Annotated in this window: 24 protein-coding genes; 13 read left to right on the forward strand and 11 right to left on the reverse strand. The window is 61.7% G+C overall.

Annotated elements, in window-relative coordinates; translation table 11 throughout:
• Nucleotides 1-183: 183 nt before the first annotated feature.
• The gene (locus IMW75_RS04255) at nt 184-504 is read left to right on the forward strand and encodes a DUF6124 family protein (RefSeq protein ID WP_205891960.1); all 321 of its coding nucleotides are present in this window, start codon (nt 184-186) and stop codon (nt 502-504) included.
• A 179-nt stretch (nt 505-683) separates the two neighbouring features.
• On the opposite strand, the gene IMW75_RS04260 is transcribed toward IMW75_RS04255, so the two are convergent.
• A complete protein-coding gene (locus IMW75_RS04260; RefSeq protein ID WP_045060302.1) occupies nt 684-1,097 on the reverse strand; it encodes a response regulator in 414 nt (137 codons plus the stop codon).
• 70 nt (nt 1,098-1,167) lie between these two features.
• Nucleotides 1,168-1,377 carry a Flp family type IVb pilin gene (locus IMW75_RS04265; RefSeq protein ID WP_205891961.1) on the reverse strand — a complete coding sequence of 70 codons (210 nt, stop codon included), beginning with the start codon at nt 1,375-1,377 and terminating at the stop codon, nt 1,168-1,170.
• Nucleotides 1,378-1,707: 330 nt separating this feature from the next.
• On the opposite strand from IMW75_RS04265, the gene cpaB reads away from it, so the two are divergent.
• From cpaB to IMW75_RS04305, 8 genes are read left to right on the forward strand one after another with little or no spacing between them, the layout of a single operon-like run.
• A complete protein-coding gene (gene cpaB / locus IMW75_RS04270; protein WP_205891962.1) occupies nt 1,708-2,652 on the forward strand; it encodes a Flp pilus assembly protein CpaB in 945 nt (314 codons plus the stop codon).
• A gap of 35 nt (nt 2,653-2,687) precedes the next feature.
• A complete protein-coding gene (locus IMW75_RS04275) occupies nt 2,688-3,887 on the forward strand; it encodes a type II and III secretion system protein family protein (RefSeq protein ID WP_236695864.1) in 1,200 nt (399 codons plus the stop codon).
• The gene (locus tag IMW75_RS04280) at nt 3,884-5,074 is read left to right on the forward strand and encodes a CpaE/TadZ family protein (RefSeq protein WP_205891963.1); all 1,191 of its coding nucleotides are present in this window, start codon (nt 3,884-3,886) and stop codon (nt 5,072-5,074) included. Before IMW75_RS04275 ends, IMW75_RS04280 begins: the two co-directional genes overlap by 4 nt.
• Nucleotides 5,071-6,345, forward strand: a complete 1,275-nt coding sequence (locus tag IMW75_RS04285; RefSeq protein ID WP_045060307.1) for a TadA family conjugal transfer-associated ATPase — start codon at nt 5,071-5,073, stop codon at nt 6,343-6,345. Before IMW75_RS04280 ends, IMW75_RS04285 begins: the two co-directional genes overlap by 4 nt.
• Nucleotides 6,346-6,358: 13 nt before the next feature.
• Nucleotides 6,359-7,243, forward strand: a complete 885-nt coding sequence (locus tag IMW75_RS04290; protein ID WP_045060308.1) for a type II secretion system F family protein — start codon at nt 6,359-6,361, stop codon at nt 7,241-7,243.
• A 1-nt stretch (nt 7,244) separates the two neighbouring features.
• A complete protein-coding gene (locus IMW75_RS04295) occupies nt 7,245-8,138 on the forward strand; it encodes a type II secretion system F family protein (protein ID WP_205891964.1) in 894 nt (297 codons plus the stop codon).
• A gap of 24 nt (nt 8,139-8,162) precedes the next feature.
• On the forward strand, nt 8,163-8,873 hold the full coding sequence (locus tag IMW75_RS04300) for a tetratricopeptide repeat protein (RefSeq protein WP_045060310.1): 711 nt from the start codon (nt 8,163-8,165) through the stop codon (nt 8,871-8,873).
• 11 nt (nt 8,874-8,884) lie between these two features.
• Complete coding sequence (locus IMW75_RS04305; protein WP_045060311.1) at nt 8,885-9,145, forward strand: DUF3613 domain-containing protein; 261 nt, start codon at nt 8,885-8,887, stop codon at nt 9,143-9,145.
• A 147-nt stretch (nt 9,146-9,292) separates the two neighbouring features.
• Here the strand turns inward: IMW75_RS04305 and IMW75_RS04310 are convergent, their stop codons facing one another.
• Nucleotides 9,293-10,084 (reverse strand): response regulator, encoded by a 792-nt coding sequence (locus tag IMW75_RS04310; protein WP_205891965.1) that lies wholly within the window; start codon nt 10,082-10,084, stop codon nt 9,293-9,295.
• Nucleotides 10,085-10,202: 118 nt separating this feature from the next.
• Nucleotides 10,203-10,673 (reverse strand): prepilin peptidase, encoded by a 471-nt coding sequence (locus tag IMW75_RS04315; RefSeq protein ID WP_205891966.1) that lies wholly within the window; start codon nt 10,671-10,673, stop codon nt 10,203-10,205.
• Nucleotides 10,674-10,748: 75 nt separating this feature from the next.
• On the opposite strand from IMW75_RS04315, the gene IMW75_RS04320 reads away from it, so the two are divergent.
• Both IMW75_RS04320 and IMW75_RS04325 read left to right on the forward strand, forming a co-directional pair.
• Nucleotides 10,749-11,189 (forward strand): TadE/TadG family type IV pilus assembly protein, encoded by a 441-nt coding sequence (locus IMW75_RS04320; RefSeq protein ID WP_045060314.1) that lies wholly within the window; start codon nt 10,749-10,751, stop codon nt 11,187-11,189.
• Nucleotides 11,186-13,927 (forward strand): ATP-binding protein, encoded by a 2,742-nt coding sequence (locus IMW75_RS04325; RefSeq protein ID WP_205891967.1) that lies wholly within the window; start codon nt 11,186-11,188, stop codon nt 13,925-13,927. The genes IMW75_RS04320 and IMW75_RS04325 overlap by 4 nt, the downstream gene beginning before the upstream one ends.
• On the opposite strand, the gene IMW75_RS04330 is transcribed toward IMW75_RS04325, so the two are convergent.
• From IMW75_RS04330 to IMW75_RS04350, 5 genes are all read right to left on the reverse strand, one after another.
• Entirely contained in the window at nt 13,924-15,915 is a 1,992-nt protein-coding gene (locus tag IMW75_RS04330; protein ID WP_205891968.1) for a pilus assembly protein TadG-related protein, read from the reverse strand. The genes IMW75_RS04325 and IMW75_RS04330 overlap by 4 nt on opposite strands.
• A 222-nt stretch (nt 15,916-16,137) precedes the next feature.
• Nucleotides 16,138-16,695, reverse strand: coding sequence for a DUF4136 domain-containing protein (locus IMW75_RS04335; RefSeq protein WP_045060317.1), 558 nt, complete (start codon nt 16,693-16,695; stop codon nt 16,138-16,140).
• A 53-nt stretch (nt 16,696-16,748) separates the two neighbouring features.
• Nucleotides 16,749-17,354, reverse strand: coding sequence for a DUF4136 domain-containing protein (locus IMW75_RS04340; protein WP_205891969.1), 606 nt, complete (start codon nt 17,352-17,354; stop codon nt 16,749-16,751).
• Nucleotides 17,355-17,366: 12 nt separating this feature from the next.
• Complete coding sequence (locus IMW75_RS04345) at nt 17,367-18,116, reverse strand: methyltransferase (RefSeq protein ID WP_045060319.1); 750 nt, start codon at nt 18,114-18,116, stop codon at nt 17,367-17,369.
• Complete coding sequence (locus tag IMW75_RS04350; protein ID WP_045060320.1) at nt 18,116-18,418, reverse strand: MazG-like family protein; 303 nt, start codon at nt 18,416-18,418, stop codon at nt 18,116-18,118. Before IMW75_RS04350 ends, IMW75_RS04345 begins: the two co-directional genes overlap by 1 nt.
• 224 nt (nt 18,419-18,642) lie before the next feature.
• Between IMW75_RS04350 and IMW75_RS04355 the strand changes: the two genes are divergently transcribed.
• On the forward strand, nt 18,643-18,936 hold the full coding sequence (locus IMW75_RS04355) for a hypothetical protein (protein ID WP_045060321.1): 294 nt from the start codon (nt 18,643-18,645) through the stop codon (nt 18,934-18,936).
• Between the two features lie 28 nt (nt 18,937-18,964).
• Nucleotides 18,965-20,314 carry an MATE family efflux transporter gene (locus IMW75_RS04360; protein ID WP_205891970.1) on the forward strand — a complete coding sequence of 450 codons (1,350 nt, stop codon included), beginning with the start codon at nt 18,965-18,967 and terminating at the stop codon, nt 20,312-20,314.
• Here the strand turns inward: IMW75_RS04360 and IMW75_RS04365 are convergent.
• Both IMW75_RS04365 and speA read right to left on the reverse strand, forming a co-directional pair.
• Nucleotides 20,308-21,183 (reverse strand): alpha/beta hydrolase, encoded by an 876-nt coding sequence (locus tag IMW75_RS04365; RefSeq protein WP_205891971.1) that lies wholly within the window; start codon nt 21,181-21,183, stop codon nt 20,308-20,310. The genes IMW75_RS04360 and IMW75_RS04365 overlap by 7 nt on opposite strands.
• 213 nt (nt 21,184-21,396) lie before the next feature.
• A complete protein-coding gene (speA, locus tag IMW75_RS04370) occupies nt 21,397-23,310 on the reverse strand; it encodes an arginine decarboxylase (RefSeq protein WP_205891972.1) in 1,914 nt (637 codons plus the stop codon).
• Nucleotides 23,311-23,501: the final 191 nt, after the last annotated feature.

Here is a 23,501-nt window from a genome sequence, read left to right on the forward strand (position 1 = left end):
CGGGTTTGGTCGCCCGGGTTTAGAATGGCGCACTTTTAGTGCTTGCTTCATGGCGAGCTGTGCGTGGGAGGGCTTCGGCCCTGCCGGGTTCCATTCCCTGGTCGACCAACCTGCGTACGGTCCGCCACCCTACTGCTTGGTCGCAGTCGTGGCGAACTCCTTGTCCTCGAATGGAGTTTCACAATGATCAAACACAGCCCAAATCCCCCCGAATCAAACATCCCCGCCGAATTCGAAAGCACACTCAACTCCCCATCCATCGCCGACATCAAATCCGCCCCACGCACGCCCTGTAGCCTGTTCAGCGTGGACCCTGGCGCCTCGACTGAAACCCTGATGACGTATCTGGTCGAGACCCTGGCCTCGGTTGATGTGATGGTCCATCACCTGGTGGATCACCTGGACGGCGAGTCGCGCAATGCGCTGCTGGGTATTTCGAACACGATCATGCTGGCGGAGATCACAGCGAACCGCGTACTGGATCAAATCGACACGCCGGCGTAGAAGCCGAACGATCCCCCGGTAGGAGCTGCCGAAGGCTGCGATCTTTTGATCTTGGCGATCTGCAGGAATCAAGATCATCTGCAGATCAAGATCAAAAGATCGTCCGATCGCGGCCCGAGCCTGCGGCAGCTCCTACGGGATCGGGTGCTGGCGGCATGAATCGGTAGGACCGGGTTTGTTCAGCCGGAGGTCACTTGGGCCAGGGGCTGCGGGAACAGGTTGTTCAGCGTTTCCAGCAATCGCACGTGATAGATCGGCTTGCGAAACAGGTCGAGCACTTGCAGGCGCAGCATGTCGCTGACGTCCTCCATGTCCGCATGCCCGGACGTGACGATCACAGGGAGATGCTGACGTGAAGTGTGCTCGCGCAACCGCTTGATCAGCGACATGCCGCTCTCCTCCGGCATTCGCAGATCGGTGATCACCAAAGCGATATCGGGATGGCGGGTTAGGTGATGCAGGGCGAGTTTGACCGACGTTGCCGTGAAGCAACAAAAGCCCTCGCCCTCCAGCAGTTCGGCAAGCTCCAGCAGCGCGTCTTCTTCGTCGTCGACCAAGAGCAACTGCTGGCGTGGGGGTGAAGATAATGTCATGTGGCGTTTCCGCTACGGCAATCCTAGGTTTAACCACATTAGCCGACGATTAGAAATACGGCTGATTATCTTAACTGCTTGGCACGACAGCCTTGCCTCCAATTCCTTTGTTAAGTTCGGTGAAAATTTCGCTGACCCGATCTCCAATGGGGGTAATAAACACAACAACAACAACAACAACAACCGCTACCATCGCCGCCACAATCGCATATTCGATCGCCGAAGCGCCTTCAGTACTTTCAAAAAACACGCGAATTTTCACATACAGTTTAAGAAACATCTGACAACTCCTTGGGCCCCTGGGCACCGGTATCACGGACCGAGACATGATTGCTCCGTGCCACCAAAGCATTGTCAACAAACCGGCCCCCAGCAACTGTAAGAACGGTTTAATTACTAAGTATTAGCACTTTCTGATGCACCCAAAAAAAACCTGCCATTTCGGCCACTTCTTCAACTTTTGACAGCTATTTTCATTGTGGTTAATGGCATTTCGCTTTACCTGCGCTACCGTGAAATAGCGAAATCGTTGAATGTTCATAGCTGCTTAAGCACGAATTACCCCGTCTGGATATGGGCCAAGTCTTGCAGCTGGAAAAGGAGAGCCGTCATGAACAGTCGCGTCACCATGGGTCTTGCAGGGATGTTGCTAGTGGGCGCAGTGGTCGCCGGCTACTGGGGTTTGATGCTCAGTCGCGCGCCTGTTGCCCAACCGGTCGAGACTCCCACCGCCGTTGCCGCCATCGAAAAAACCGTCGCCACTGCCGAAGACCAGACCCGCCAGTCGGTGGTCGTAGTGGTACGCGATGTGGCCCCATTCACGCCATTGACCGCCGCCGACCTCGCCGTGGAAAAACTGCGCAGCGCGCCGGCCGGCAGCCTGGGCAACATCGACCAGGCGCTCGGGCGTACACCATGGCGCACACTCACCGCCGGCACCTGGCTGAGTGAGGACAGCTTTGAAAGCGGTGGTGCCGTGGCACGCATGATTCGCAGTGACGAGCGCGCACTCGCGGTCGCCGTCGATGAAGTGATTGGTGCCGCAGGGCAATTGGCGCCGGGGGACTATGTCGACGTGCTGCTGTACTTGCGCCAGGACGAGAGCAACCCGCAACAGTCGGCACAGATCGTCATCCCGGCCATGCGTGTGCTCGGGGTCGGCGACCAGCTCGGCCTGACCAACGACGGCAAGCCTGCCACCCCGCCCTTGAATGCCGAAGAAAAGATCAAGCAGGATCAGCGCCGCATCGCCGCTCGCACCGTACTGCTGGCCGTGCCGGAACCATTGCTCAGCCGCCTGATGCTGGCGACCCAGGCAGGCACTTTACGCCTGGCGGTGCGCAGCGCCGAGGAGCAGCGCCTGGCCCGTTACTGGGCTGGCGAAAGCGACACGCCCGGCAATCTTGATGCTGCCAACAGAGGCCTGATCCAATTCACCCAACTGGCCCTGGGCGGCGCGCCGAAAACACCCGTCAGCAGCCCTGTGCGCACGGCCGTCGCACGGCCTGGGGTGGAAGTCATTCGTGGTAACCAGATCACCCAACAAACTCCCTGATCGAGCAAGGATGCAGTTCTATGCCCAGTCGTTCCATGCCGATACTTTGCCCGCTGTTCGCTTGCCTGGTGTTGACCGCAGCTGACACCAGCCTTGCCGCCTCCAGCAATTGCACGGCCTTGAGCCCGTTGCCCAGCGTGCTGGAAGTCGGCGAAGGCCTGCAGCAGGAGCTGCAATCTGCGGTTGCGATCACTCGCCTGGCCGTCGGCGACCCGAAGATCGCCGACGTGCGCACCACCGGCGCCAGCGGCTTCCTGCTCACCGGGATGGCACCCGGCGCGACCAGCCTGATGGTCTGGACGGCCTGCTCGACCACACCGCGCCAGACCATGGTGTTCGTCCAGGGCAAGGCCACCGCCGCGCTGACCGGCGTCGCCCTGCCTTCCGAGGAACCGCTGCTGCCCTCCCAGGTGCAGACCGACATCCGCTTCGTCGAAGTCAGCCGATCCAAATTGAAGGAAGCCTCGACCTCGGTTTTCGGTACCCGTGGCAACTTCCTGTTCGGCGCGCCCCGCACCCTGCCGACCATCGACGGCGTGGTGCAGCCGCGACTGCCGGTGAATAATGATCAGTTCAATATTTCCTGGATTGGCGGCAAGACCATGGTGATGATCAACGCCCTGGAAGGCAGCGGTTTCGCCTACACCCTGGCACGTCCCAGCCTGGTGGCGCTGAGCGGGCAAAGCGCGAGTTTCCTGGCCGGCGGCGAAATCCCCATCCCGGTGCCCAGCTCCGGCAGTGACAACGTCTCGATCGAGTACAAGGAATTCGGCATCCGCCTGACGCTGACCCCGACCATCATCGGCAGCAATCGCATCGCCCTGAAAGTTGCGCCGGAAGTCAGCGAGCTGGACTACAGCAACGGCGTCAACATCGCTGGCACCGTGGTCCCGGCGCTGACGGTACGCCGCACCGACACCAGCATTTCTTTGGCCGATGGCGAAAGTTTTGTCATCAGCGGCCTGATCAGCACCCGCAACAGCTCCCAGGTGAACAAGTTTCCGGGGCTTGGCGACATCCCGATCCTGGGTGCGTTTTTCCGCGACCAGAACATCAATCGCGAAGAACGCGAGCTGCTGATGATTGTCACCCCGCACCTGGTGCAGCCACTGGCGGCGAACGCGCAACTGCCCTCGCTGCCCGGTGAAAAGTTGCGCAACTACGATCCGAATTTCTACCGCATGTACTTCCTTGAAAACGGCAACTTCGATAAACGCAGCGGGTTATCGCAATGAGCCAGAGCCTGAGCCAGACCTTTCTCGCGATTACGCGCAACGACACTGACCTGGAGTGGCTGCAGGGCGCCCTGGCACCCTTGGGCCAGGTGGTCAGCGTCGGTGGCGGCAGCCTTGACGAACTGCTGGCACTGGTGGATGTGACGTTCGCCAGCCTGGTGTTCATCGGCCTGGACCGCGACCACGTGGTGGCCCAGAGCGCGCTGATCGAAGGGGCCCTTGAAGCCAAGCCGATGCTGGCAATCGTCGCGCTGGGCGATGGCATGGACAATCAATTGGTGCTTAACGCCATGCGCGCAGGGGCCCGGGATTTCGTCGCGTACGGCTCGCGCTCCAGTGAGGTCGCAGGCCTGGTGCGGCGCCTGAGCAAGCGCCTGCCGCCTGTCACGCCCAGTAATCACCTGGGCGGCCTGACGGTGCTGTACAGCGTGCAGAGCAATGCCGATGGCGCCTTGCTGTCCACCCATCTCGCGCAAGTGGTGCAGAAGAGCGGGCAACAAACCCTGTTGCTGCACCTCGGATTACCACGGGGCGACAGCCTGGCCTTGCTGGGCCTGGAGAGCTCGTTTCACTTCGGCGATGCCCTGCGGCACTTGCGACGCCTGGACGCCACGTTGATCGACAGCGCGTTCAGTCGCTGCGAGGGCGGCTTGCGGATCCTCGCATATGCCAGTACCGATGAACCACTGGAACACACCAGTGCGGCCGAGCTGTACATGCTGCTCAGCGCGCTGCGTCATCACTTCCAGCACATTGTGGTGAACCTCACCGGGCAGCAGGACAGCGAGGCGCTGCGAACCTTTGTCAGCCACTGCGACAAGTTGCTGTGGTACACCGACCAGAACGTGCTCGACTGCCGCCGCAACCTGGCGATCCTCAATTTCTGGCGCGAAAAAGGCATGAAGCTTGACCACTCCCGGCTGCTGGTGGACCGCTACCTGCGCGACGTTAGCCCAGACGCCGAGACCCTGGGTAAAAGCTTCGGCATGGAGGTCATCGCGACGCTCGCCAACAGCCCGCAGGTGCGACTCAACGCCAAGAACCAGGGCGTGTCGTTGTTCGAACTGGCCCCGCGAGAAACCCTGACCCAGGGCCTGCGCACCCTCGGCGAACGCCTGGCGAAACGCTCCGAAGGCATCATCAAGCGCAAGGCGGGATGGTTCGACCGCCTGAGGGGTGCGCAATGAACAGTGAAAAGCTGTTCGGCGCGCCAACCCGTGGCGCCGTCGGCAACACCGACCATGAAGGCCTCAAACTGGTGTTGCACCGCTACATCATCGATGCCATCGAAGAGTCCGGAAAAAACCTGCTGGAGGGTACCCGGCAGGTGCTGGCGCAGTTTGTCATCGACAAGATCGCCGAGTACATCGCCCGCCTCCACCTGGCAATCTCCCGCTATGAAATGGAGCGCCTGGCCGAAGAGATTGTCGACGAACTCACCGGCTTCGGTCCCCTCGAAGTGCTGCTGCGCGACCCGGCGGTGACCGAGATCCTGGTCAACGGCCCGCACCGGGTATTTATCGAACGCGATGGCGTGCTGCATCAGAGCGACTTGCGCTTCATCGATGCTCACCATGTCGAACGCGTGATGCAGCGCATCCTCGCGCCCCTCGGGCGAAGGCTCGACGAGTCCTCGCCAATGGTCGATGCGCGCCTGCCCGACGGCAGCCGGGTCAACGCGATCATCCCGCCAATCGCCCTCGATGGCCCGTGCCTGTCGATCCGTAAATTTCGCAAGGACATGCTCAAGAGTTCGGACTTGATGGCGATGCAAACCATCGACCAGGCGATCTTTGATTTCATCCAGGAGGCTGTCGGCAAGCGCTGTAATATCCTGATCAGCGGCGGCACCGGCACGGGCAAGACCACCTTGCTGAATATCCTCAGCCAGTTGATCAACCCTCACGAACGCCTGGTGACTATCGAAGACGTCGCCGAACTGCAACTGGGCCACCCCCACGTGGTGCGCCTGGAAACCCGCCCGCCGAATGCCGAAGGCCACGGCGAAGTGAAGGCCAGCGACCTGATCCGCAACGCCCTGCGGATGCGTCCCGACCGGATCATCCTCGGCGAGATCCGTGGCGTCGAAGTGGTCGACGTACTCACCGCCATGAACACCGGTCACGACGGCTCGATGAGCACCGTGCACGCCAACAACGCGCAGGATGCGTTGCTGCGCCTGGAGACCCTGGTGGGCCTGACCGGCCGCAGCATCGCCGAGCGTACCTTGCGGCAGATGATCTGCGCCGCGCTGGATGTGGTGATCCAGTTGACGCGCATGCCCGACGGACGCCGCTGCGTCAGCGAAGTCGTGGAAGTGGTGGGTATCCGCGACGACGTGTATGTCACCAATACCCTGTTCCGGCTCGATCGACGCACCGGTTTCGGCTTTCTGCGCGAGGCGGTCAACCCCGCCGGCGACAAGCTGCGCCGCGAGTCGTTCGGCGACCTTCAGTGACCGCGAGGCGCACATGATCGGTCCTCTGTTGCTGTGCCTGGTGTGCCTGTTGCTGCTGACCTTTTCCGTGCGCCTGTTCTACCAGGGCGTGCGCAAATCCGGCAGCGAAAGGGTCCTGGAACGCCTCGGCCAGGGGCAGCCGGAACGGCTACCGGAAAAAACTCGCTGGACGGGCCTGGAGCGGGCATTCCTGCGCGCAGGCCTGGGGCGCCCCACCGACCGCCTGGGTATCTGGCTGGCGCTGTGGGTGGTGTCGATGCTGATGGGTTCTGCCGTCGCGAGCTGGGCCGGTTTCCTGCTGTTGCTGGTGGTGCCACCGTTGGCGCTGCGGGTGTATGTGTCCTGGCGCTATCGCCGGCGGATCCACCGGATCGTCGAGCAGTTACCCCAGATGCTGGACCACACGGTACGCAGTCTGAAGTCCGGTCGTACCCTGGCGGACGCAGTGATGGGCTCGATCGACGCCAGCGAGGATCCGTTGAAAACTGCCATGGGCAGGGTTCAACGCAACGTGCAGTTGGGCGTAAACCTGCCCGACGCCGTGAATGACTTTGCCGAACTGTATGAGCAGGACGAACTGCGCATGTTCGCCCTGGGCCTGAAGGTCAATCACCGTTATGGCGGCAACGCCAGCGAGCTGCTGGAGAACCTGATCAAACTGATTCGCGAGCGCGACCAGGGGGCTCGCCAGTTGCGTGCACTTACGGGTGAAACCCGCATGACCGCCTGGGTCCTGGGTTCGTTGCCGCTGATCCTGGTGAGCTATTTCATGATGAGCAATCCCGGCTACATGCTGGGGATGTGGAACGACGAAGGTGGACGGCAGATGCTGATCATCGCCGTGTGCCTGCAAGTCACCGGTTGCCTGGCGCTGTGGCGCATGTTGCGGAGCGTGTGAAATGGCCATAGCAATGCTTGTCAGCTCGTTGCTGCTGCTGCTGGGCGCTGTGATGTTGATGTTCGCCAGCCTGTTCGAGCGCCACCGCCGCGAACGCCAGGTCAGCCAGCGCCTGCAGGGGCAGATGGTGCGGGACAACCGCCTGGGCACCTGGCTGCGCGCCGTGGGCGACAGCAAGGTGGGACAACGCAGCGTCAGTCTCGACAACGAAACCCAGGTGCTGCTCAACCGCGTGGGATGGCGCCGCGCCCGCCAGCGCTCGATGTTTGCCGCGCTGCAAATAGGCACGCCGTTCGTGGTGATGGGCCTGGTGATCGGGCTGCAAACGCTGTTCTATCCACAGGCCAGCAACCACTGGATCGCGCCATTCTTTGCCTTGGCCATTGGCTACCTGCTGCCCAAGCGCCTGCTGGCCTACGCGGCCAAGCGCCGGCAAAAACAGATCGCGGTGGAAATCTCCACGCTCATTCCTTTGCTGCGCATTCTGTTCGAGTCGGGGATGGCCGTTGAGCAGGCCCTGCGCGTTTTGAGCGTCGAAGCCCAGCGGCTGTTGCCGCAGACCACCCAGGAGCTGAGTCTGATTCTGGCCCGGGTCGACTCCGGCCTGGAGCTGGGACAGGAGCTGAACAAGGCGGCCAACGTGCTGGCGATCGACGAGTTCACCGACACCTGCGTGATCCTGCAGCAACTGATCCAGCAGGGCGGCGGTGCGATGAAGTCGCTGCTGGCGCTCAAGCAGCTGCTCGACGACCGGCGCCTGACCAACCTGCAGGAATACATCTCGAAGATGTCGGCGAAGATGTCGGTGGTGATGATGCTGTTTCTGTTTCCAGCGCTGTTGATCGTGTTGGCCGGGCCGGGGTTTACCGCGATTGGCCGGGCGTTCTCGTCCTGATTTGGGCTCTTGAAGAGGTTACTTATGAAAGCACTGATAGCCGTGATGAGTCTGCTGATGCTGAGCGGATGTGCCACCAACGGCCAAGCGCCCTGGTCCAACCTGACGACCTCCGCCAGTTGCGCCAAACCCAGCGCCGATCAGGAGCTGGCGCTGAACCTGGCCGATGACATGGCCAAGGACGGCAAGCTGCACGCCAGCCTCGCCAACCTGCAGAGCCTGCCGGACAACCTGGCGGATGTACGCCTGCGCAAGGCCCGGGTTTATCGCCTGCTTGGACGCAGCGATGCCGAACCCTTGTACCGCAGCCTGCTCGGCAGCTGCCGCGCCGCCGAAGCCGAACACGGTCTCGGCCAACTCGCCGCAGGTCGGGGTGACAACGGCCAGGCCCAGGCGCATCTGCAACGGGCCGCACGGCTGGCGCCGACTGACGAAAGAATCCGCAATGACCTGGGCGTGGTCTACATGAACCAGCTGCGCCTGGACGACGCACGCTTCGAGTTCCTGACCGCCATCGAGCTCAAGCAGAGCGATCAACTGGCGGCGGTGAACCTGGTGGCATTGTTGATCTATCAGGACAACTGGCAACAGGCCGGTGAACTCGTCAGCCGTGCCGGCTTGAGCCCGGAACAATTCGGCGACGCCAAGGCCCGCGCCGAATCACTCAAGGCACCCGCCCCGCCACGGCCGTCCACCAGCGGCCAGGTGGCGGTTGTCACTGACGCGCTGAAGTAGAGGAGAACACCATGAAACTGACCATCCTGTGCTGCCTGCCCCTGCTGAGCCTGCCAGCCCTGGCCCTCGACGCCGGCCCCTCTTCACCACAACAGCAGGAAACCGAAGGCTGGCTGGTTTTGCAGAGCCGAAACCAGGCGGCGTCCAACATCCCGCAAACGGCCACGGCGGCCGAGCGGGAACGGGCCATGACGCGGTTCCTGAAAAGTTTTGAGTACCCGATACCGGAGTTTTATGAGCAGGATACGGGCGGGTCGCTGGAGGGGAATTGAGAGGCCTTCGGATACCTTATGCACATCCGCGTAGGCGCTGCCGAAGGCTCGGGCCACGTTCGGACGATCTTTTGTCTTTTTAAAGATCAAAAGATCGTCCGAACGCGGCCCGAGCCTTCGGCAGCTCCTACGGTGGATTTTTGCCACTCAGTGCGCTGTGACTCTTTGGCGCAAACCTGAGTTATTGGGGGACAACGCCAGTGCCAATTGCGTGCGATTGTGCATGTGGGTCAGGCGCAAAACCTGCGACACATACAGCTTCACGGTGTTTTCGGTAATCCCCAACTCACAGGCAATCTGATAGTTGGTCTGCCCCTTGCCCACCAGCCGTGCCACGTCCAGTTGCCGAGGGGACAGCTGATTGAAAATCGACGGTATCTGCAGCCGGTCCGGATCAATGAAAGCATCGTCCGAGGCCTCTGCCCCGCCACGGGGTGACGGATTGCGTCGTACCTTGTCCAGGTCCTGATACAGATCATCGATGGACTCGGAAAGGTACTGCAGCTTCTGATTCAAATGCCCCAGCTGCAGACTCTTTTGCCGCTCCTGCAACGCCACTTCCTGGCGTTGCAAACCGTCCAGCAATTCATCCAGGTCGATGGGTTTCTGATAGTAGTCGGCAAAGCCTGCGCGTAACGCCTTGATCACGTCCTGCTTGTCCGCGCGCCCCGTCAACATGATGGCCTCGAACACCCGATGCTTGCCGGACAAGCGTTGCAACTCCTGAACCAGCTGAATGCCATCCATGCCGGGCATGTGCAGGTCACACAGCACCAGGCCGACATCGGCGTCATCGGAAAAACGCTCGATCGCTTCCTGACTGGAGCCACAGGGTACGCACTGATAACCACTGCTCTCGAGAAACTCGCCAAGTTCTTCCACGATCAACGGCTGATCATCAACCACAAGGACTTTTACTGCCGAGGTGAGCTTGTTCACGTACTACTCCATGCCAACGCCAAAATCTGGCTATTCCTGTACTGACAGCCACGGGCTGTACAACTACGACTGACTTGAAAGTAGACGTAATTTTCGACTCTGTACACACGACAAGCGACTAGCGGAGCCAGGCCATGGTCAGCACGGCGCCCGCCAGTACGAACGGCGCAAATGGTTGTTTTTTTGACATTTGCGGGCCCATATAGCGCAATTGTTCCCTAAGTGATTGACTCATATATAGCCAGAGTTTTGGCGAAATCAACAACCACAACACGCTGACCACTCCTGCGCCGATGATCGTGCCGAGAACGTGCTTACCGTCCGTCGCAAGCGCCAAAGCTGTCACTAATTTCACATCACCGGCGCCCATACGACCCATCCAGTAGCCCGGCAGCGTGAAGGCCAGCGCCAGCAGGAACGCCAGGCCGCCCTGAATGGCCTCGGCGCCCAGCCAGGTGCTGCCCGTCCACAGCAACCAGGCCAGCGCCAACGCGCCAGCGCCGAGGGTCAGGACATTGGCAATGTGTCGCTCTCGAGCGTCCTGCGCGGCGCACACCATCAGCCAGATGATCAGGAAAAAACTCTGCATGAGGTAAAAGCCGTCCGTTTTGGCTGAATGATTCTATGCTGATATTACGTTGTGATTGTCAGGGTAGACGCACACATGAAAACCGCCCTTCCCCGTAAACAAAAAGGTGCCGTGGCGATTGAGTTCGCGCTGGTGTTCGTGATCTTTTTCGCGGTGCTGTATGGCCTGCTAAGTTACAGCCTGCCGTTATTGCTGATGCAATCGTTCAACGAGTCGACCGCCGAAGCGGTACGGCGAAGCGTGGCCGTGGACCCGACCACCGCCAACTACAAGCAGACCGTCGAGACACTGGCGACCAGCGTCCTGACGCAACGCCTGTCGTGGATCCCGCCGGCCTTGAATTTCAGTGTCGCCAGCGACGCGAAGGCGGAGTACGCCGGCGGAGTGCTGACGGTGCGCATCGACTATCCCAGCAGCAAATTGAACAGCGTGCTGCCTTCGCTGGTGCTGCCCGGGATCGGACCGGTACCCAGCCTGCCGACCACGCTCAGCGCACAATCGAGCCTGCAGTTTTGAGTTCCGGCGATACGTTGCTCGGGCGTCTGCTGCAACGGCAACCGGCGAAAGCCCTCATCACCGGGCACGCCATGAGCGCGCCCGGAGTCGGTTTACACATCCAGCTGGATGCCGCGGCTCGAGTGATGCACCTGGCGGGACCGCTCAGGCACGCACTCGCCCGTCAGGCCGTGAGCGCCCAGCCGGTACCACTGCGCGACTACCTGATGCCCCACAGTTGCCTGTCCATCGAAGGTTCGCCTGGGGATTGGATTGGGCACAGCCTGGACCTGGACTTTCAAGGCCTGGGCGATCAGCCCGTGCACCTGCGCGGCTGGGTGCAGCCTCAAGCCGAAGGCTGGTTATTGCAGCTGCTGGACATCGGTGACCTGTTGCTCGAACGCCGTCAGGCACGCAGCCGCGAGCAGTGTCAGCTGCTCACAACCCAGATCAGCGAGCAACTGCGCCTGTGCAGTCTGCCGCGCTTGCCCCAGGTGCTGACCGACCAGCTGCAACTTCTCGCCCAACGTTTGCACATCCCTTGCATTGCCGTGGCGCTGCTCGACGAGCAGGCACAGGGCTGGCAAGTGCATCAGCATGCCAGGGCCTTCGACGCGCCGCAGTTATGGCACCTGGGGCAACGCCTGGGCACTGGCCTCGACACCTTGAACAGCGGCGCCCCCCAGCCGTTGATCAGCGGCGAGCATCCGCGCCTGCAGGATATTTTCGGCCATGCCGAAGGCTTCGTCGTGCCTTACCAGGACGCCCAGGGTGTCGCGGCCTGGTTGTTGTGCGGTTTTTACCCCGTGCAACAGCGCGCGCCCGACTTGAGCCATCGCGACTGGTTACAGCTGATGGCCGCGCTGGCAGCGCCCCTGCTGGAGCGTTTGCGCGAGCAGCGCCACCATCTGCACCTGGAGCGCCTGGAAGCCCTGCAAACCTTGCTGGGCACCGGCTGGTGGGAGCTTTTCGGTGATCGCCACGAGCTGCAACTGGCCCCATCGCTTGCCAGCGACCTGGGCCTGGACCGGGGGTTTTTACCGGTGCGCGACTGGCTCGAACGGGTACACCCCGCCGATCGCGAAGAACTCAATGCCCGCCTGCTCGACCTGCAGGACAACAGTGCACCCCTGCTGCTGTGCATCCGCGTGCTGCAGGCCGATGCCGCGCAATCGCCGACCTGGTATCGCCTGCAAGGCCAGGCCATCGGCGCGGGGACACAGCGGCGAATCATCGGTTTCATGCTCGACATCAGCGACATCAAAAACCAGCAGCAGCACGCGGCAACGGCGCATGCGCGGCTGGACAACCTGATCGCCAGTTCACCGGCGGTGATCTATGTTCAGCGCTACGTCGAGGGCGCGCTGCTGCCGACGTTTTTCAGTGACAGCCTGCTGCCGTTACTGGGCTTCTCCCTCGCCGACTGCAGCCCCGCGATGCTGGTCGAGCGAGTGCACCCGGATGACCGCGACCAGTACTTTGAACGCACCCGACAGTTGCTGCGCCAGGGTTCGGTGCAGGCGCGTTACCGGATGCGCGACAGTCTTGGCGATTACCACTGGCTGCTCGATGAAGCCCGCCTGCTGCGCGACGATCTCGGCCTGCCGGTGGAGGCCGTGGGCCTGTGGCTGGATGTCACTGAAGCCACCCAGGCTGCCGAGCAGGTTCGACAAAGCGAGGAACGCTATCGCCTCCTGGTGGAAGACTCCCCGGCGATGATCTGCCGTTACCTGCCCGACCTCACGCTGACCTTCGGCAATCGTCCCCTGGCGGCCTATCTGGAATGCGAGCCGCAAGCGTTACCCGGTGTGAACCTCGGCAGCTGGATGTCGCCGGAACAGCGCGAGGCGTTTGTATCGCGCCTGGGCCAACTGACCCCCGAGTTTGCGGTGAGTACCGCGGAAATCAATCTGCAACTGCCGGGACGCGAGCATGCGTGGTGGGTCTGGTCGGATCGCGGGGTGTTCGATGATCAGGGGCGCCTTCTTGAAATCCAGGCCGTGGGCCGCGACAACACCGAGGTGCGGCGCGCCCAGCAGCAACTCACCCAGAGCGCAAAAATGGCCACATTGGGCGAGATGGCCACGGGCCTGGCCCATGAAATCAATCAGCCGCTGAATGTGATGCGCATGGCCGTCGTCAATGTACTCAAGCGCCTGGGCAATGGCGACGTGCAGGTCGATTACCTGACCGAAAAGCTCAAGCGCATCGACGCTCAGGTCCAGCGCGCAGCGCGGGTGGTGGACCACATGCGCGTGTTCGGTCGCCGCTCCGAGATCGAGCAGCAGCCATTCAATCCGTTACATGCCATTGAAGGAACCCTCGCGTTGCTGGCCGAAGGCATGCGCGGCAAGGGGCTGGAGCTGCGAATAGGCGAGGCCGGCTTCGAGGTGCAGGTGCGCGGTCATGTCGATCAGCTCGAACAGGTGCTGATCAACCTGATGGTCAATGCCCGGGATGCCCTGCTGGCCAAGCGCGAGGATGATCACCCGTTCCAGCCGTGGATCGCGCTGGACGCCGAGCGCGATGCGCAACACGTGCGCCTGTGGGTCGAGGACAATGGTGGCGGTATCGATCCGCGGCTGATGGAGCGGATCTTCGAACCCTTTTTCACCACCAAGCCGGTGTGTGTCGGCACTGGCCTTGGGTTGTCTGTGAGTTACGGCATTGTCGAGAACATGGGCGGACGGCTCAGTGTAAGCAATGCGGCACACGGCGCACGCTTTTGCATCGAGTTGCCGATATTGCCCCAGTCTTAAATCACCAGCCCGGCGCGACCCGGGGGCTTGCAACTGAGGTTGGCGCCGACGTCGACTTTGTTCAGGGTGATGCCGAGGGCGGCGAGCAGGTTGTCGAGGATGGGGTCGAGGACTTTGCTGAGCAGGCCATCAATGACCACGCCCAGCGTGTTGTTAACTGCGTCCAGCGCCCCCTTCACAGTGGTCAGTAAATCACCCAGTACATTTGGAGCCACAGGTTTGTAGGCCTGCACCTGAACACCCGCCAGGGTGGTTTTCAAGCTGTCGACAATGCCCTGCGTACCCAGGCTGTAAAACAACGGAGGTTGTTTGATCTCTGGAGGCTGGTTGTAAATGTGCGTGCTCTGGGTGCTGGCGACGGGCGAATCGACCTTGACCCCAAGGCCGCCGCCGTAAAACGGCTTGCGTGTCGACAGATCGCAGGTTTCTGGCCCCAAGCCCAGCAAGGGAATCTTGCAAGTGATGGCGCCAACGTCGATCAAGGGCAACGGCTGCACCGTTACATCTGCCGAAGACGAGAATGCGTTGGTCGTGTCGATTTTGCCGACCTTCAGTTTCACCAGGGCCGTATTGGTCTGGGTCGTCAGCGTTTTGGTGGCATCACTGGCGCATGTGTAGTCGGTCACATGGCTGTTGGCACTGCCGACTTCCAGGGCGATATCAATTCTGGAGGTGGGCAGGATGAGCAAGTTCGTACGCTGGCAGGTGCCGCCCAGAACACAGAAGACTGACTGGAGCGCTCCGCCGAGGTTGAGGTGCAACACGTTGTTCAGGGCGTCGGTCACGCCTGAGATCAATGACGTATTCAAGATGGCAGCGGGCAGACCGGCCACTCCCGTCAACAACGGCGGTAGATTCAGCGACAACACGGTGCGCACTTGCGCCGTGCGCACGAAAATACGGTCGGGCCCCATCGGGTTGGCTTTGGCCAGTGCCGGATTACCCACCGCCGACAGCTGCGGCGGCTCGATCACCTTGACCCGTACCGAGCCATTGACCAATGCAGGAATATTCAGTGGAAGGTCGACCACGATGCCGTTCTGGCTGTTGGCCAGCTGCACAAAGGCTTCCACCAGCTGGAACACTTGCAGATGGGTATTGAGCGCCGACGAAGGCGTGCCGGTCTGCAACTGCAGCAGTTGCCCTAATGCAAGCTCGGTGCTGCCGGCTACCACCTTGAGATCGGTCAGGCCACTGACTGCCACGTTAGCCGTTGTGCCGCCGGCCTGGAGCACGGTGATTGCGGTGTCCAGCAACTGGGTCAGCTTGATTTTCTTGTTGAGCAATTCGGTGTAGTTGCCGGCACTGACGTTGACGTCCAGGGCCAGTTGATTCAGGTAGCTCAGCAGATTGATGTTGGTATCGACCAGGCCTTGCCAGCCCACCGCGCTCAGATTAAGGCTGCCGCCGAGCATTTTCCCCAACAACAGGTTCAAGGCCGCCGACTTGCTGGAGTCGACCACCAGCGCTGTGCTGCCGATCGTCAACATGGCCAGGGGCGGCAGCACGGCCGGGGCACCGACTGCTGTCGCGGTGAGCCGGGTGTTGAGGCTGACCGGGCCGGGACTGAACAGTGCACCGACACCGGCGGCGATGCTGGTGGGGACCACTCGGGTGGCGATCACGCGGATGGCTGCTTTTTTACTGGCATCCGGCGTAAAGCTGCGCAGCTTGTCGGCGCCGGTCTGCAAGACTCCGCAGGTGGTGGTCAGGGTAATGCCGTCTGCGACGGTCAGGCCGTTGCGGGTGGCGCTTTCAGTGGCGTACCTGGCCGCGGTGAGATTGGCCAGGCAATCGCCGTCGCGCGTCACGGCTTCAAGGGCCGCCACATCGGCGACTCGCTGCAGCTTGCGCTGCTCCAGGTAGAGCCTGCCACTGTCGAGCACCAGCAACATGAACATCATTGCCAGGCCGAGGGTAAGCGCGGCTACCAGACCGATCGCGCCACGTTGCCGGGCGGGACCGTGAAACTGCAAGCGGGGAGACATTGTGCACTCCTTTGCCGGCGTACTGCCGAGGGGTTACCTCCATGGGTATGGGAGAGTGTAGACAAGGGTTTTCAGAGCTGCACATGAGCTGTGTGCAGGAACTGTCGAGTGCAACGAGGCTGCCATCTTTTGGCTGTGTAATGTTCAAAAGCAAGATCAAAAGATCGCAGCCTCGTTGCACTCGACAGCGCCTACGGTTGATTGCGGTGCTGCATCAAGTTTTTATCTAGGCGGGTAATTTGCCAATATCCGCGCCACCGTCTCGCGTATCGCGGTGCTGCGATCAGCCGGGTTCGGCGAGCGGGCGAGCATTTGTTCGTCGCTGCCGCGCCAAACCAGCTTGCCGTCCTTGCCATCGAGCAGGTCGATCTGGACCGTCGCGACCTTGTAGGTGATGTTGCGGGTTTCGTTGTACATCGGCCCGCCCCAGTAACCATTCCATGGACCGCCCCAACCACCACCGTAGTTGGTGGTGACCTGCTGCTGGCGCTGCTCGACAATCAGGTAGGTCTGGACGCTCAGGTCACCCTTGATGCCAGCGGCAGCCGGGCGCAGGCCGCGCTGGTCGAGCTGTTCGGTTACCGCCTGGCGGATGCGCTGCTCGGTCAGATCGCTCTTGATTCGCGGGTCATCGGGGCGGTATTGCAGGGCCGGCTCTTTCCAGCTCCAGCTACGGTAAGCGGCGAAGTCACGACTGGCATCAAAGTCATGGTTGACCTGGTCCGAGGCACAGGCGCCGAGCAGCGCGATCACGACCAGTAAAGCGAGACGGCGAAACATGATGATTCTCCGAGTGAGGCATGAACCTGCGTAATGCGTCTTATCTACTTTAGCTAACCGGGAGGATACGCCGACATGGCTTTTTCCACAGCCTCCCTGATCGCATCGGCCCTGGCGCTCTGCTTGCCCTGGTTGCTGGTTTCGGCACTGGCGCTCCACACCGGCTGGCCGCTTTGCGCATCGAACAGGTCGACCCGCACGACCACGACCTGCTCCTGATAGGTGCGCACGATCGGCACTGTGTTGTACATGCCATAGCCGCTGCCGCAGCAGCGGTTATAACCGCCACCGCCATAGTAGTCATCCCGCACCTGACGCAAGCGGGTTTCCAGGCGCAGGTCAGCGCTGACGAACAGGTCGGCCGGGCGATTGTCGTGCAAGGGTCGCAAGCCGCGCTGGTCGAGGGCGTTGCTGACGGCTTCGGCCACCTGCGCCGAATCCGCCCAGGCAGTCCCCGGCGGCAATTGACCGTTCAACCAGGCCCAACTGCGATACCGGCCGTAGTCGCGCGCAGGTGCCGGATAGGCGCTGCGGTCGAAGGTAGTGGCGGCTTGAGGTGGCGCGGGCGGCAACGGCCTGGAGGTCGCGACATAAGGGTTGCTGCCCTGGCAGGCCGCCAACCCCAGGCAGATGATCAGTAAACCCGAACGACTTTTCATTTCATGCTCCGATCAGATCGGCCGACAGATCCAGTGCAAGTAGCGCCCAAGCCCGGCAAAGCTTGGGTGACGGCGGTGCGCGAGTTCCATTTCAAGCAGGTCCACCAGTTCCGCGCGGGCCTGGAATTCCACCGGCATGTAGTCGTGGAAAACCCGTACCCCGCTTTGGGTTTCGACCCGCCACAGGCCCTCAAGTTGCGCCGCAAGTTCACGCGGGTCCAGGGGCTGTTGTGGCGTCAGGCTCTGTTTTTCCCCCGCCATGTCGTTTTTGCGCATCTTGCGAAAGTGGCCTTTGAGCAGGTTGCGGTAGATCAGCGCATCGCGGTTGTAGAACGCCAGGGACAACCAGCCGTCCTGCCGGGTCAGTTGATGCAAGACCGGCAATATCGCGTGGGGCTCGGCCAACCATTCCAGCACTGCGTGACACAGCACCAGGTCGTAGGGTTCGGTAAGCTGGCCGAGCAGATCCTGCCAGGGTGCCTGGATAAACGTCGCGTGTTGCCCGGCCTCGGCGAAGCGCTGGCGAGCACCTTCAAGCATCGGTTCGGCAGGTTCGGCGAGCGTGACGTCATGCCCGCGCTGGGCCAGCCATAACGACATGTGGCCCAGGCCCGCGCCGATATCCAGAACGCGCAACGGCCGGTCCGGCAGGGTTTCGGCCAGGTCGGCCTGGAGAACGGCCAGACGAATGGCGCCCTTGGCCCCACCGTAGATTTTTTCGGCGAAGCGCGTCGCCAGCTGATCGAAATGACGGTCACTCATCAGCTGAACCGCCGTTCGCTGTCCGCCAGCTTGCTGCGTACCACTTCATTCATGTCCAACCCCAACTCGCTGCACAACAGCAGCAGATAAAGCACAATGTCGCCAACTTCCTGACCGGCATGGGCGAGTTTCTCGGCCGGCAGCTGGCGCGACTGGTCTTCGGTCAGCCACTGGAAGATCTCCACCAGCTCGGACATTTCCACGCTGGCAGCCATGGCCAGGTTTTTGGGGCTGTGAAATTGTCGCCAGTCATTGCGATCGCGGATGGCGTGCAGGCGTTCGGTCAGTTCAACAAGGTTCATCGGGCTCTCCTGAAGACGTATAGCTTCAAGGGGTTGGCCCAGGACTGCAAGCGTATCGATGGAGTGTCGAACTTTGCCCCATAATCCACAGTCGATGCCCTGTGCAGGAGCTGCCGCAGGCTGCGATCTTTTGGCATAGTCATTAGCGCCAAAGATCAAGATCAAACGATCGCAGCCTGCGGCAGCTCCTACGGGGCTCATCATTCTCTCAGGACGAACTACACATGCAGGTAGAAAGCTTTTTCGAATGGCTCGGGCAGGCACTCGGCTCAGTCATCCGTTTTATCGTCGACGGCCTCAGCGGCCTGTTCAATCTGTTGAGCCATGCCGGCGCCAACTTCGTCGAGGGGCTGTCCCGGGCGCTGGGGATGGACACTTCGATCATCAGCATCATCGCGCTGGTCCTGGGCCTGATGCTCTTGTGGTCGGCCATTCGGGCGTTCATGAATGCGTCGATCATCATGGGGATCATCTGGCTGCTGCTCGGGTTGTGGCTGTTGAGCTGGATCATCCACTGACACACAATGGCTCCCCCAAGGAGCCTGCATGTCCAACCTGAGCAACGACTGGCGCGACCGCCTGACCCATCGCCGGGTCTGGGCGCTTGCCGCGCCCATGATTCTGTCCAATATCTCGGTACCGCTGGTGGCGCTGGTCGACAGCACCGTCATCGGTCACCTGCCCCATGCCCATCAACTCGGCGCCGTGGCCGTGGGCGCCAGCCTTTACACCTTCCTGGCGTGGGGCATGGGCTTCCTGCGCATGGGCACCACCGGTTTCGCCGCGCAGGCGGCCGGCCGAGGCGATGGCGCGGCGTTGCGGCAGATCCTGTTGCAGGGCTTGTTGCTGGCCCTGGGGCTGGCGATTGTCCTGGGCGCAGCAGGCGTACCCCTGAGCGGAGTCGCGCTGCACTTTATGCAGCCTTCGGCGGAGCTGGACCAACTGACCCGCGAATTCTTTCACACCCGACTATTCGGCCTGCCGGCAGCCCTGGCCAGTTATGCACTGGTTGGCTGGTTCCTCGGCACGCAGAACGCTCGGGCACCCCTGGCGATACTGCTGAGCACCAACCTGGTCAACATTGCCTTGAACCTGTGGTTCGTTCTGGGCCTGGAATGGGGGGTGACAGGGGCCGCCCGGGCCTCAGTCATCGCTGAATGGACCGGAGCAATCATCGGCCTGCTGATGACCCGCAAGGCCCTGCGCGCCTACCCCGGGCACATCGCCTGGGCGGCGCTGGCCATCTGGCAGAGCTGGCGACCCTTGCTGGCGGTCAATCGCGACATCTTCATTCGCAGCCTGGCGCTGCAGTCGATTTTTTTCCTGATCACCGTGCAAGGTGCGCGGCTGGGCGACGCCACTGTCGCCGCCAATGCGCTGCTGCTCAACGGCCTGTTGCTGACGGCTCATGCACTGGATGGCCTGGCCCACGCTGTGGAAGCGTTGTGCGGCCATGCCATTGGCGCCCGTGACCGGCAGGCGTTGCGCCGCTCCCTGGTGGTGGCCTGCGGCTGGTCGCTGCTGGCGAGCCTGGGTTTTGCCGTGCTGTTCCTGTTTGGCGGGCAACTGTTCATCGAGATGCAGACCGATATCCAGAGTGTGCGCGACACTGCGTTCATCTACCTGCCCTACCTGGCCGCGCTGCCATTGATTGCCGTGTGGAGCTACCTGCTCGATGGCCTGTTCATCGGCGCTACGCGCGCCCGGGAAATGCGCAATGGCATGTTGTTGACGGTGGCCCTGCTGCTGCCCTTCGCCTGGGCGCTGCAAGGGTTGGGCAACCACGGTCTATGGCTGACCTTCCTGCTGTTCATGTTGCTGCGCAGCCTGACACTTGGCGCGTTTGCCTGGTATCTGCAACGCAACGACGGCTGGTTTGCCGGCAAAGCTCACTGAGCCGGCGTGGCCTTGATGAAGCCTGCGACTTCATCCAGCACCGGCGCCAGGCCCCGCATTGGCCGGGACAACGCTGCCACCAGGGTGGCATGACCGGTGCGGGAGAAATACAGGTCGCGCACCGGCACCCCGGCTTCGCGCAACTTGCGCGCCAGGCCACCGGTGTTGCGGCCAGGGTCGACCAGCTCATCATCGCTGGACGCCATAAGCAACGCCGGTGGCGCGCCTCGACTGACATGGTTGATCGGTTGTGACAGGGCCGGCGAATTCGGCCAGAAGAACACCGGGCGCACGTCAGGGTTAACGATGGGCAGAAAGTCATAGGGACCGGCCAGGCCGATCCAGCCGCTGATGTCATGGGGCGACATGCCAGCAGCTCCCAGTAATTGCGGGTCCAGTGCCAGCATCGCGACGTTGTACGCGCCGGAGCTATGCCCCATCAGGTACAGCCGCTGCGGATTGCCGGAAAACTGCTGGATGTGCGAGCGGGTCCAGGCTACGGCCTTGGCGCCATCCTCGAGAAACGCCGGGTAGCGCACCTGCGGATACAGGCGATAGTCCGCCAGCACCGCCACGATTCCCCGGGATGCCAGGGCCTCACCGACAAAACTGTAATCGCTGCGCGATCCGCTGTTCCAGCTGCCGCCGTAGAAAAACACCACCACCGGGGCGTTTTCCATGGGGTGGCGCGGGACGTACACATCGAGTTTTTGCCGCGGGTCGCTGCCATAGGCAATGCCCTCGGTCTTGTCGAAGCTGTCTTTAGGGGTCAGTGCATTAAGCGCCTTGAGCGGTGAACAGGCCGCGATCGCAGCCAGCACCAGCGCGCCAATGGCCCGTTTGCAAAATAGCCGAATCCTGATCGCCATCGACGCCACACCTCAGGGTTTGTTGTTCTGCCACAGATAGCGCAACCACAACCACGCATCGAGCACCTGACGCTCGCTCGAAGCCAGCGCCAGGCCTTCCTGAAGATGGGACCACGGGCGCTCTTAATCGGTCCCCGTGGTTTCACTCCACTGCCAGGCTCGCCCGCGCCAGGCCAACCGGCCCCACGCGAATCAAGCCTTGGCGCCAACCCGTCAGGACGACAGGTAAGACGAACGGGTCAGGCCCAGACGCAAGGCGTCGAGGAACTGGGTGCGTTCGGCGGCAGTGATGCGCGCGCTGGCGCATTTGTCGCGGTAGTGGGTCATCAGCTCTTCCGGCGACAAGTGCACGTAGCGCAGCATGTCTTCGATGGTGTCGTGGGTTTCGATACCGGCGTGATACACACTGCCATCCGCGTTCTGGTAGATGTTCACCGAGTCGGTGTCACCGAACAGGTTGTGCATGTCGCCGAGAATTTCCTGGTAGGCGCCCACCAGGAAGATACCCAGCAGGTAGTCTTCACCTTCGTTCAGACCGTGTACCGGCAGGCTGGTCTCGATGCTCTGCTCGTCGACGTATTGCTTGATCTTGCCGTCGGAGTCGCAGGTCAGGTCTTGCAGCACGGCACGGCGCAGCGGCTCCTCGTCGAGACGGTGCAGCGGCAGGATCGGCAGGACCTGGCCGATGGCCCAGGTGTCCGGCAGGCTCTGGAATACCGAGAAGTTGCAGATGTACTTGTCGGCCAGTTTGTCGTTGAGTTCGTCGAGCACCTGGCGGTGCGAACGCTGACGCGCCTTCAACGAGTTGTGCAGGCGACGGCACACCGCGAAGTAGCATTGCTCGGCCAGGGCTTTTTCCGCCAGGGTCAGCTTGCCATCGGCGTACTGGGTAGCCACGTCGCTCATGTAGTGAGTGGCGCGCCAGTAGGTTTCGGTGACCATCTCGATGTCGGTCGGGCCCAGCAGGTCTACCAGCCACTGCACGGTTTCCGGCAGGGCATCCTTGTTATCGATCTGCGGCACGTCGTCGTTGTGTTTCTCGACGTCGGTGACCTGCACCACCAGCATGGCGTGGTGCGCCGTCAGCGAGCGACCGCTTTCGGAGAAGATGTTCGGGTGCGGCAGGCTCTGCGCGTCGCAGAATTCCTTGAGCATCCCGACCACGACGCCGGCGTAGTCGTCCATGTCGTAGTTGATCGAACTGGCGTTACGCGAGTGGGTACCGTCGTAGTCGACGCCCAGGCCGCCACCGACGTCGATATGATCCACCGGCAGGCCGAGGTTGCGCAGTTCGCCGTAGTAGCGGATCGCTTCCTTGAAGCCGTGCTGGTAGTCCGCCAGGTTGGCGATCTGCGAACCCATGTGGAAGTGCAACAGGCGGATGCCTTGGTCCAGGCCCGCCGCGCGGAAACGCTCGACCACCGACAGCAGCTGCGCCGCCGACAGGCCGAATTTGGATTTCTCGCCGCCGGTATCCGCCCACTTGGACGACGCCAGGGACGACAGGCGCACGCGCAGGCCGACCTGAGGCTTGACCTTCAGCGAGGCGGCTTCTTCGATCACCAGCTCAACTTCGGATTCTTTCTCGATCACGATGAACACATTGTGGCCGAGTTTCTGCCCCATCAAGGCCAGGCGGATGAACTCGCGGTCCTTGTAGCCATTGCAGACGATGGTGCCGCCTTTGGGCGCCAGGGCCAGCACGGCCAGCAGCTCGGGTTTGGAACCGGCTTCAAGGCCAATGGAAACATCCTGGGTGGCGATGATGTTTTCGATCACCGCTTCCTGCTGGTTGACCTTGATCGGGTAAAGCGCGGTGTACTTGCTCTGGTATTCCAAGCGTTCGATGTTCGAATCGAATGCACCGGTCAGCTGACGCACGCGGTCTTGCAGGATGTCGGGAAAACGAACCAGCAATGGCAGGGACAAGCCGCTCTTGCGCAGCTGGTCAACTTGCTCGAACAGGTCGATAGGCGAACTGGCGGGGCCGTTCGGACGAACCTCGACGCGACCGGCGTCATTGATGGCGAAATACCCGGCCCCCCAATGGCGGATCCCGTAAACACTGCGGCTGTCCGCAACTGTCCATTGGCTGCCATCGTCTTTGCGTGTGCGTCGTACGGACATTGAAGTCCCCTATAAAGAAGTCATAGAGCGTCGCCTGGGTTCAGGCCGGCGCAGTCTAAAGAATGAAAATGACGGTTCGTCAACGAGGGGGTAGACCTCGCCGACCGCAGTGAGTTTAGAAACCGGTCAGAACAGGCTCTGTGAAAACCATGTGGACGACGCCAGACCTGCTGTGAGGACTGGATCAAGTC

The sequence above is a fragment of the Pseudomonas gregormendelii genome (genome assembly GCF_017114825.1).
Lineage (GTDB): Bacteria > Pseudomonadota > Gammaproteobacteria > Pseudomonadales > Pseudomonadaceae > Aquipseudomonas > Aquipseudomonas gregormendelii.

Excerpts from the sequence above, each read along its gene's own strand:
- IMW75_RS04315 (WP_205891966.1), bottom strand. The coding sequence starts at position 10,673 with ATGCAGAGTTTTTTCCTGATCATCTGGCTGATGGTGTGCGCCGCGCAG.
- IMW75_RS04330 (WP_205891968.1), bottom strand. The coding sequence starts at position 15,915 with ATGTCTCCCCGCTTGCAGTTTCACGGTCCCGCCCGGCAACGTGGCGCG.
- IMW75_RS04275 (WP_236695864.1), top strand. The coding sequence starts at position 2,688 with ATGCCGATACTTTGCCCGCTGTTCGCTTGCCTGGTGTTGACCGCAGCT.
- IMW75_RS04335 (WP_045060317.1), bottom strand. The coding sequence starts at position 16,695 with ATGTTTCGCCGTCTCGCTTTACTGGTCGTGATCGCGCTGCTCGGCGCC.
- speA (WP_205891972.1), bottom strand. The coding sequence starts at position 23,310 with ATGTCCGTACGACGCACACGCAAAGACGATGGCAGCCAATGGACAGTT.
- IMW75_RS04295 (WP_205891964.1), top strand. The coding sequence starts at position 7,245 with ATGGCCATAGCAATGCTTGTCAGCTCGTTGCTGCTGCTGCTGGGCGCT.
- IMW75_RS04305 (WP_045060311.1), top strand. The coding sequence starts at position 8,885 with ATGAAACTGACCATCCTGTGCTGCCTGCCCCTGCTGAGCCTGCCAGCC.
- IMW75_RS04300 (WP_045060310.1), top strand. The coding sequence starts at position 8,163 with ATGAAAGCACTGATAGCCGTGATGAGTCTGCTGATGCTGAGCGGATGT.
- IMW75_RS04360 (WP_205891970.1), top strand. The coding sequence starts at position 18,965 with ATGTCCAACCTGAGCAACGACTGGCGCGACCGCCTGACCCATCGCCGG.
- IMW75_RS04260 (WP_045060302.1), bottom strand. The coding sequence starts at position 1,097 with ATGACATTATCTTCACCCCCACGCCAGCAGTTGCTCTTGGTCGACGAC.
- IMW75_RS04320 (WP_045060314.1), top strand. The coding sequence starts at position 10,749 with ATGAAAACCGCCCTTCCCCGTAAACAAAAAGGTGCCGTGGCGATTGAG.
- IMW75_RS04355 (WP_045060321.1), top strand. The coding sequence starts at position 18,643 with ATGCAGGTAGAAAGCTTTTTCGAATGGCTCGGGCAGGCACTCGGCTCA.
- IMW75_RS04340 (WP_205891969.1), bottom strand. The coding sequence starts at position 17,354 with ATGAAAAGTCGTTCGGGTTTACTGATCATCTGCCTGGGGTTGGCGGCC.
- cpaB (WP_205891962.1), top strand. The coding sequence starts at position 1,708 with ATGAACAGTCGCGTCACCATGGGTCTTGCAGGGATGTTGCTAGTGGGC.
- IMW75_RS04255 (WP_205891960.1), top strand. The coding sequence starts at position 184 with ATGATCAAACACAGCCCAAATCCCCCCGAATCAAACATCCCCGCCGAA.
- IMW75_RS04345 (WP_045060319.1), bottom strand. The coding sequence starts at position 18,116 with ATGAGTGACCGTCATTTCGATCAGCTGGCGACGCGCTTCGCCGAAAAA.
- IMW75_RS04285 (WP_045060307.1), top strand. The coding sequence starts at position 5,071 with ATGAACAGTGAAAAGCTGTTCGGCGCGCCAACCCGTGGCGCCGTCGGC.
- IMW75_RS04290 (WP_045060308.1), top strand. The coding sequence starts at position 6,359 with ATGATCGGTCCTCTGTTGCTGTGCCTGGTGTGCCTGTTGCTGCTGACC.
- IMW75_RS04365 (WP_205891971.1), bottom strand. The coding sequence starts at position 21,183 with ATGGCGATCAGGATTCGGCTATTTTGCAAACGGGCCATTGGCGCGCTG.
- IMW75_RS04265 (WP_205891961.1), bottom strand. The coding sequence starts at position 1,377 with ATGTTTCTTAAACTGTATGTGAAAATTCGCGTGTTTTTTGAAAGTACT.
- IMW75_RS04280 (WP_205891963.1), top strand. The coding sequence starts at position 3,884 with ATGAGCCAGAGCCTGAGCCAGACCTTTCTCGCGATTACGCGCAACGAC.
- IMW75_RS04350 (WP_045060320.1), bottom strand. The coding sequence starts at position 18,418 with ATGAACCTTGTTGAACTGACCGAACGCCTGCACGCCATCCGCGATCGC.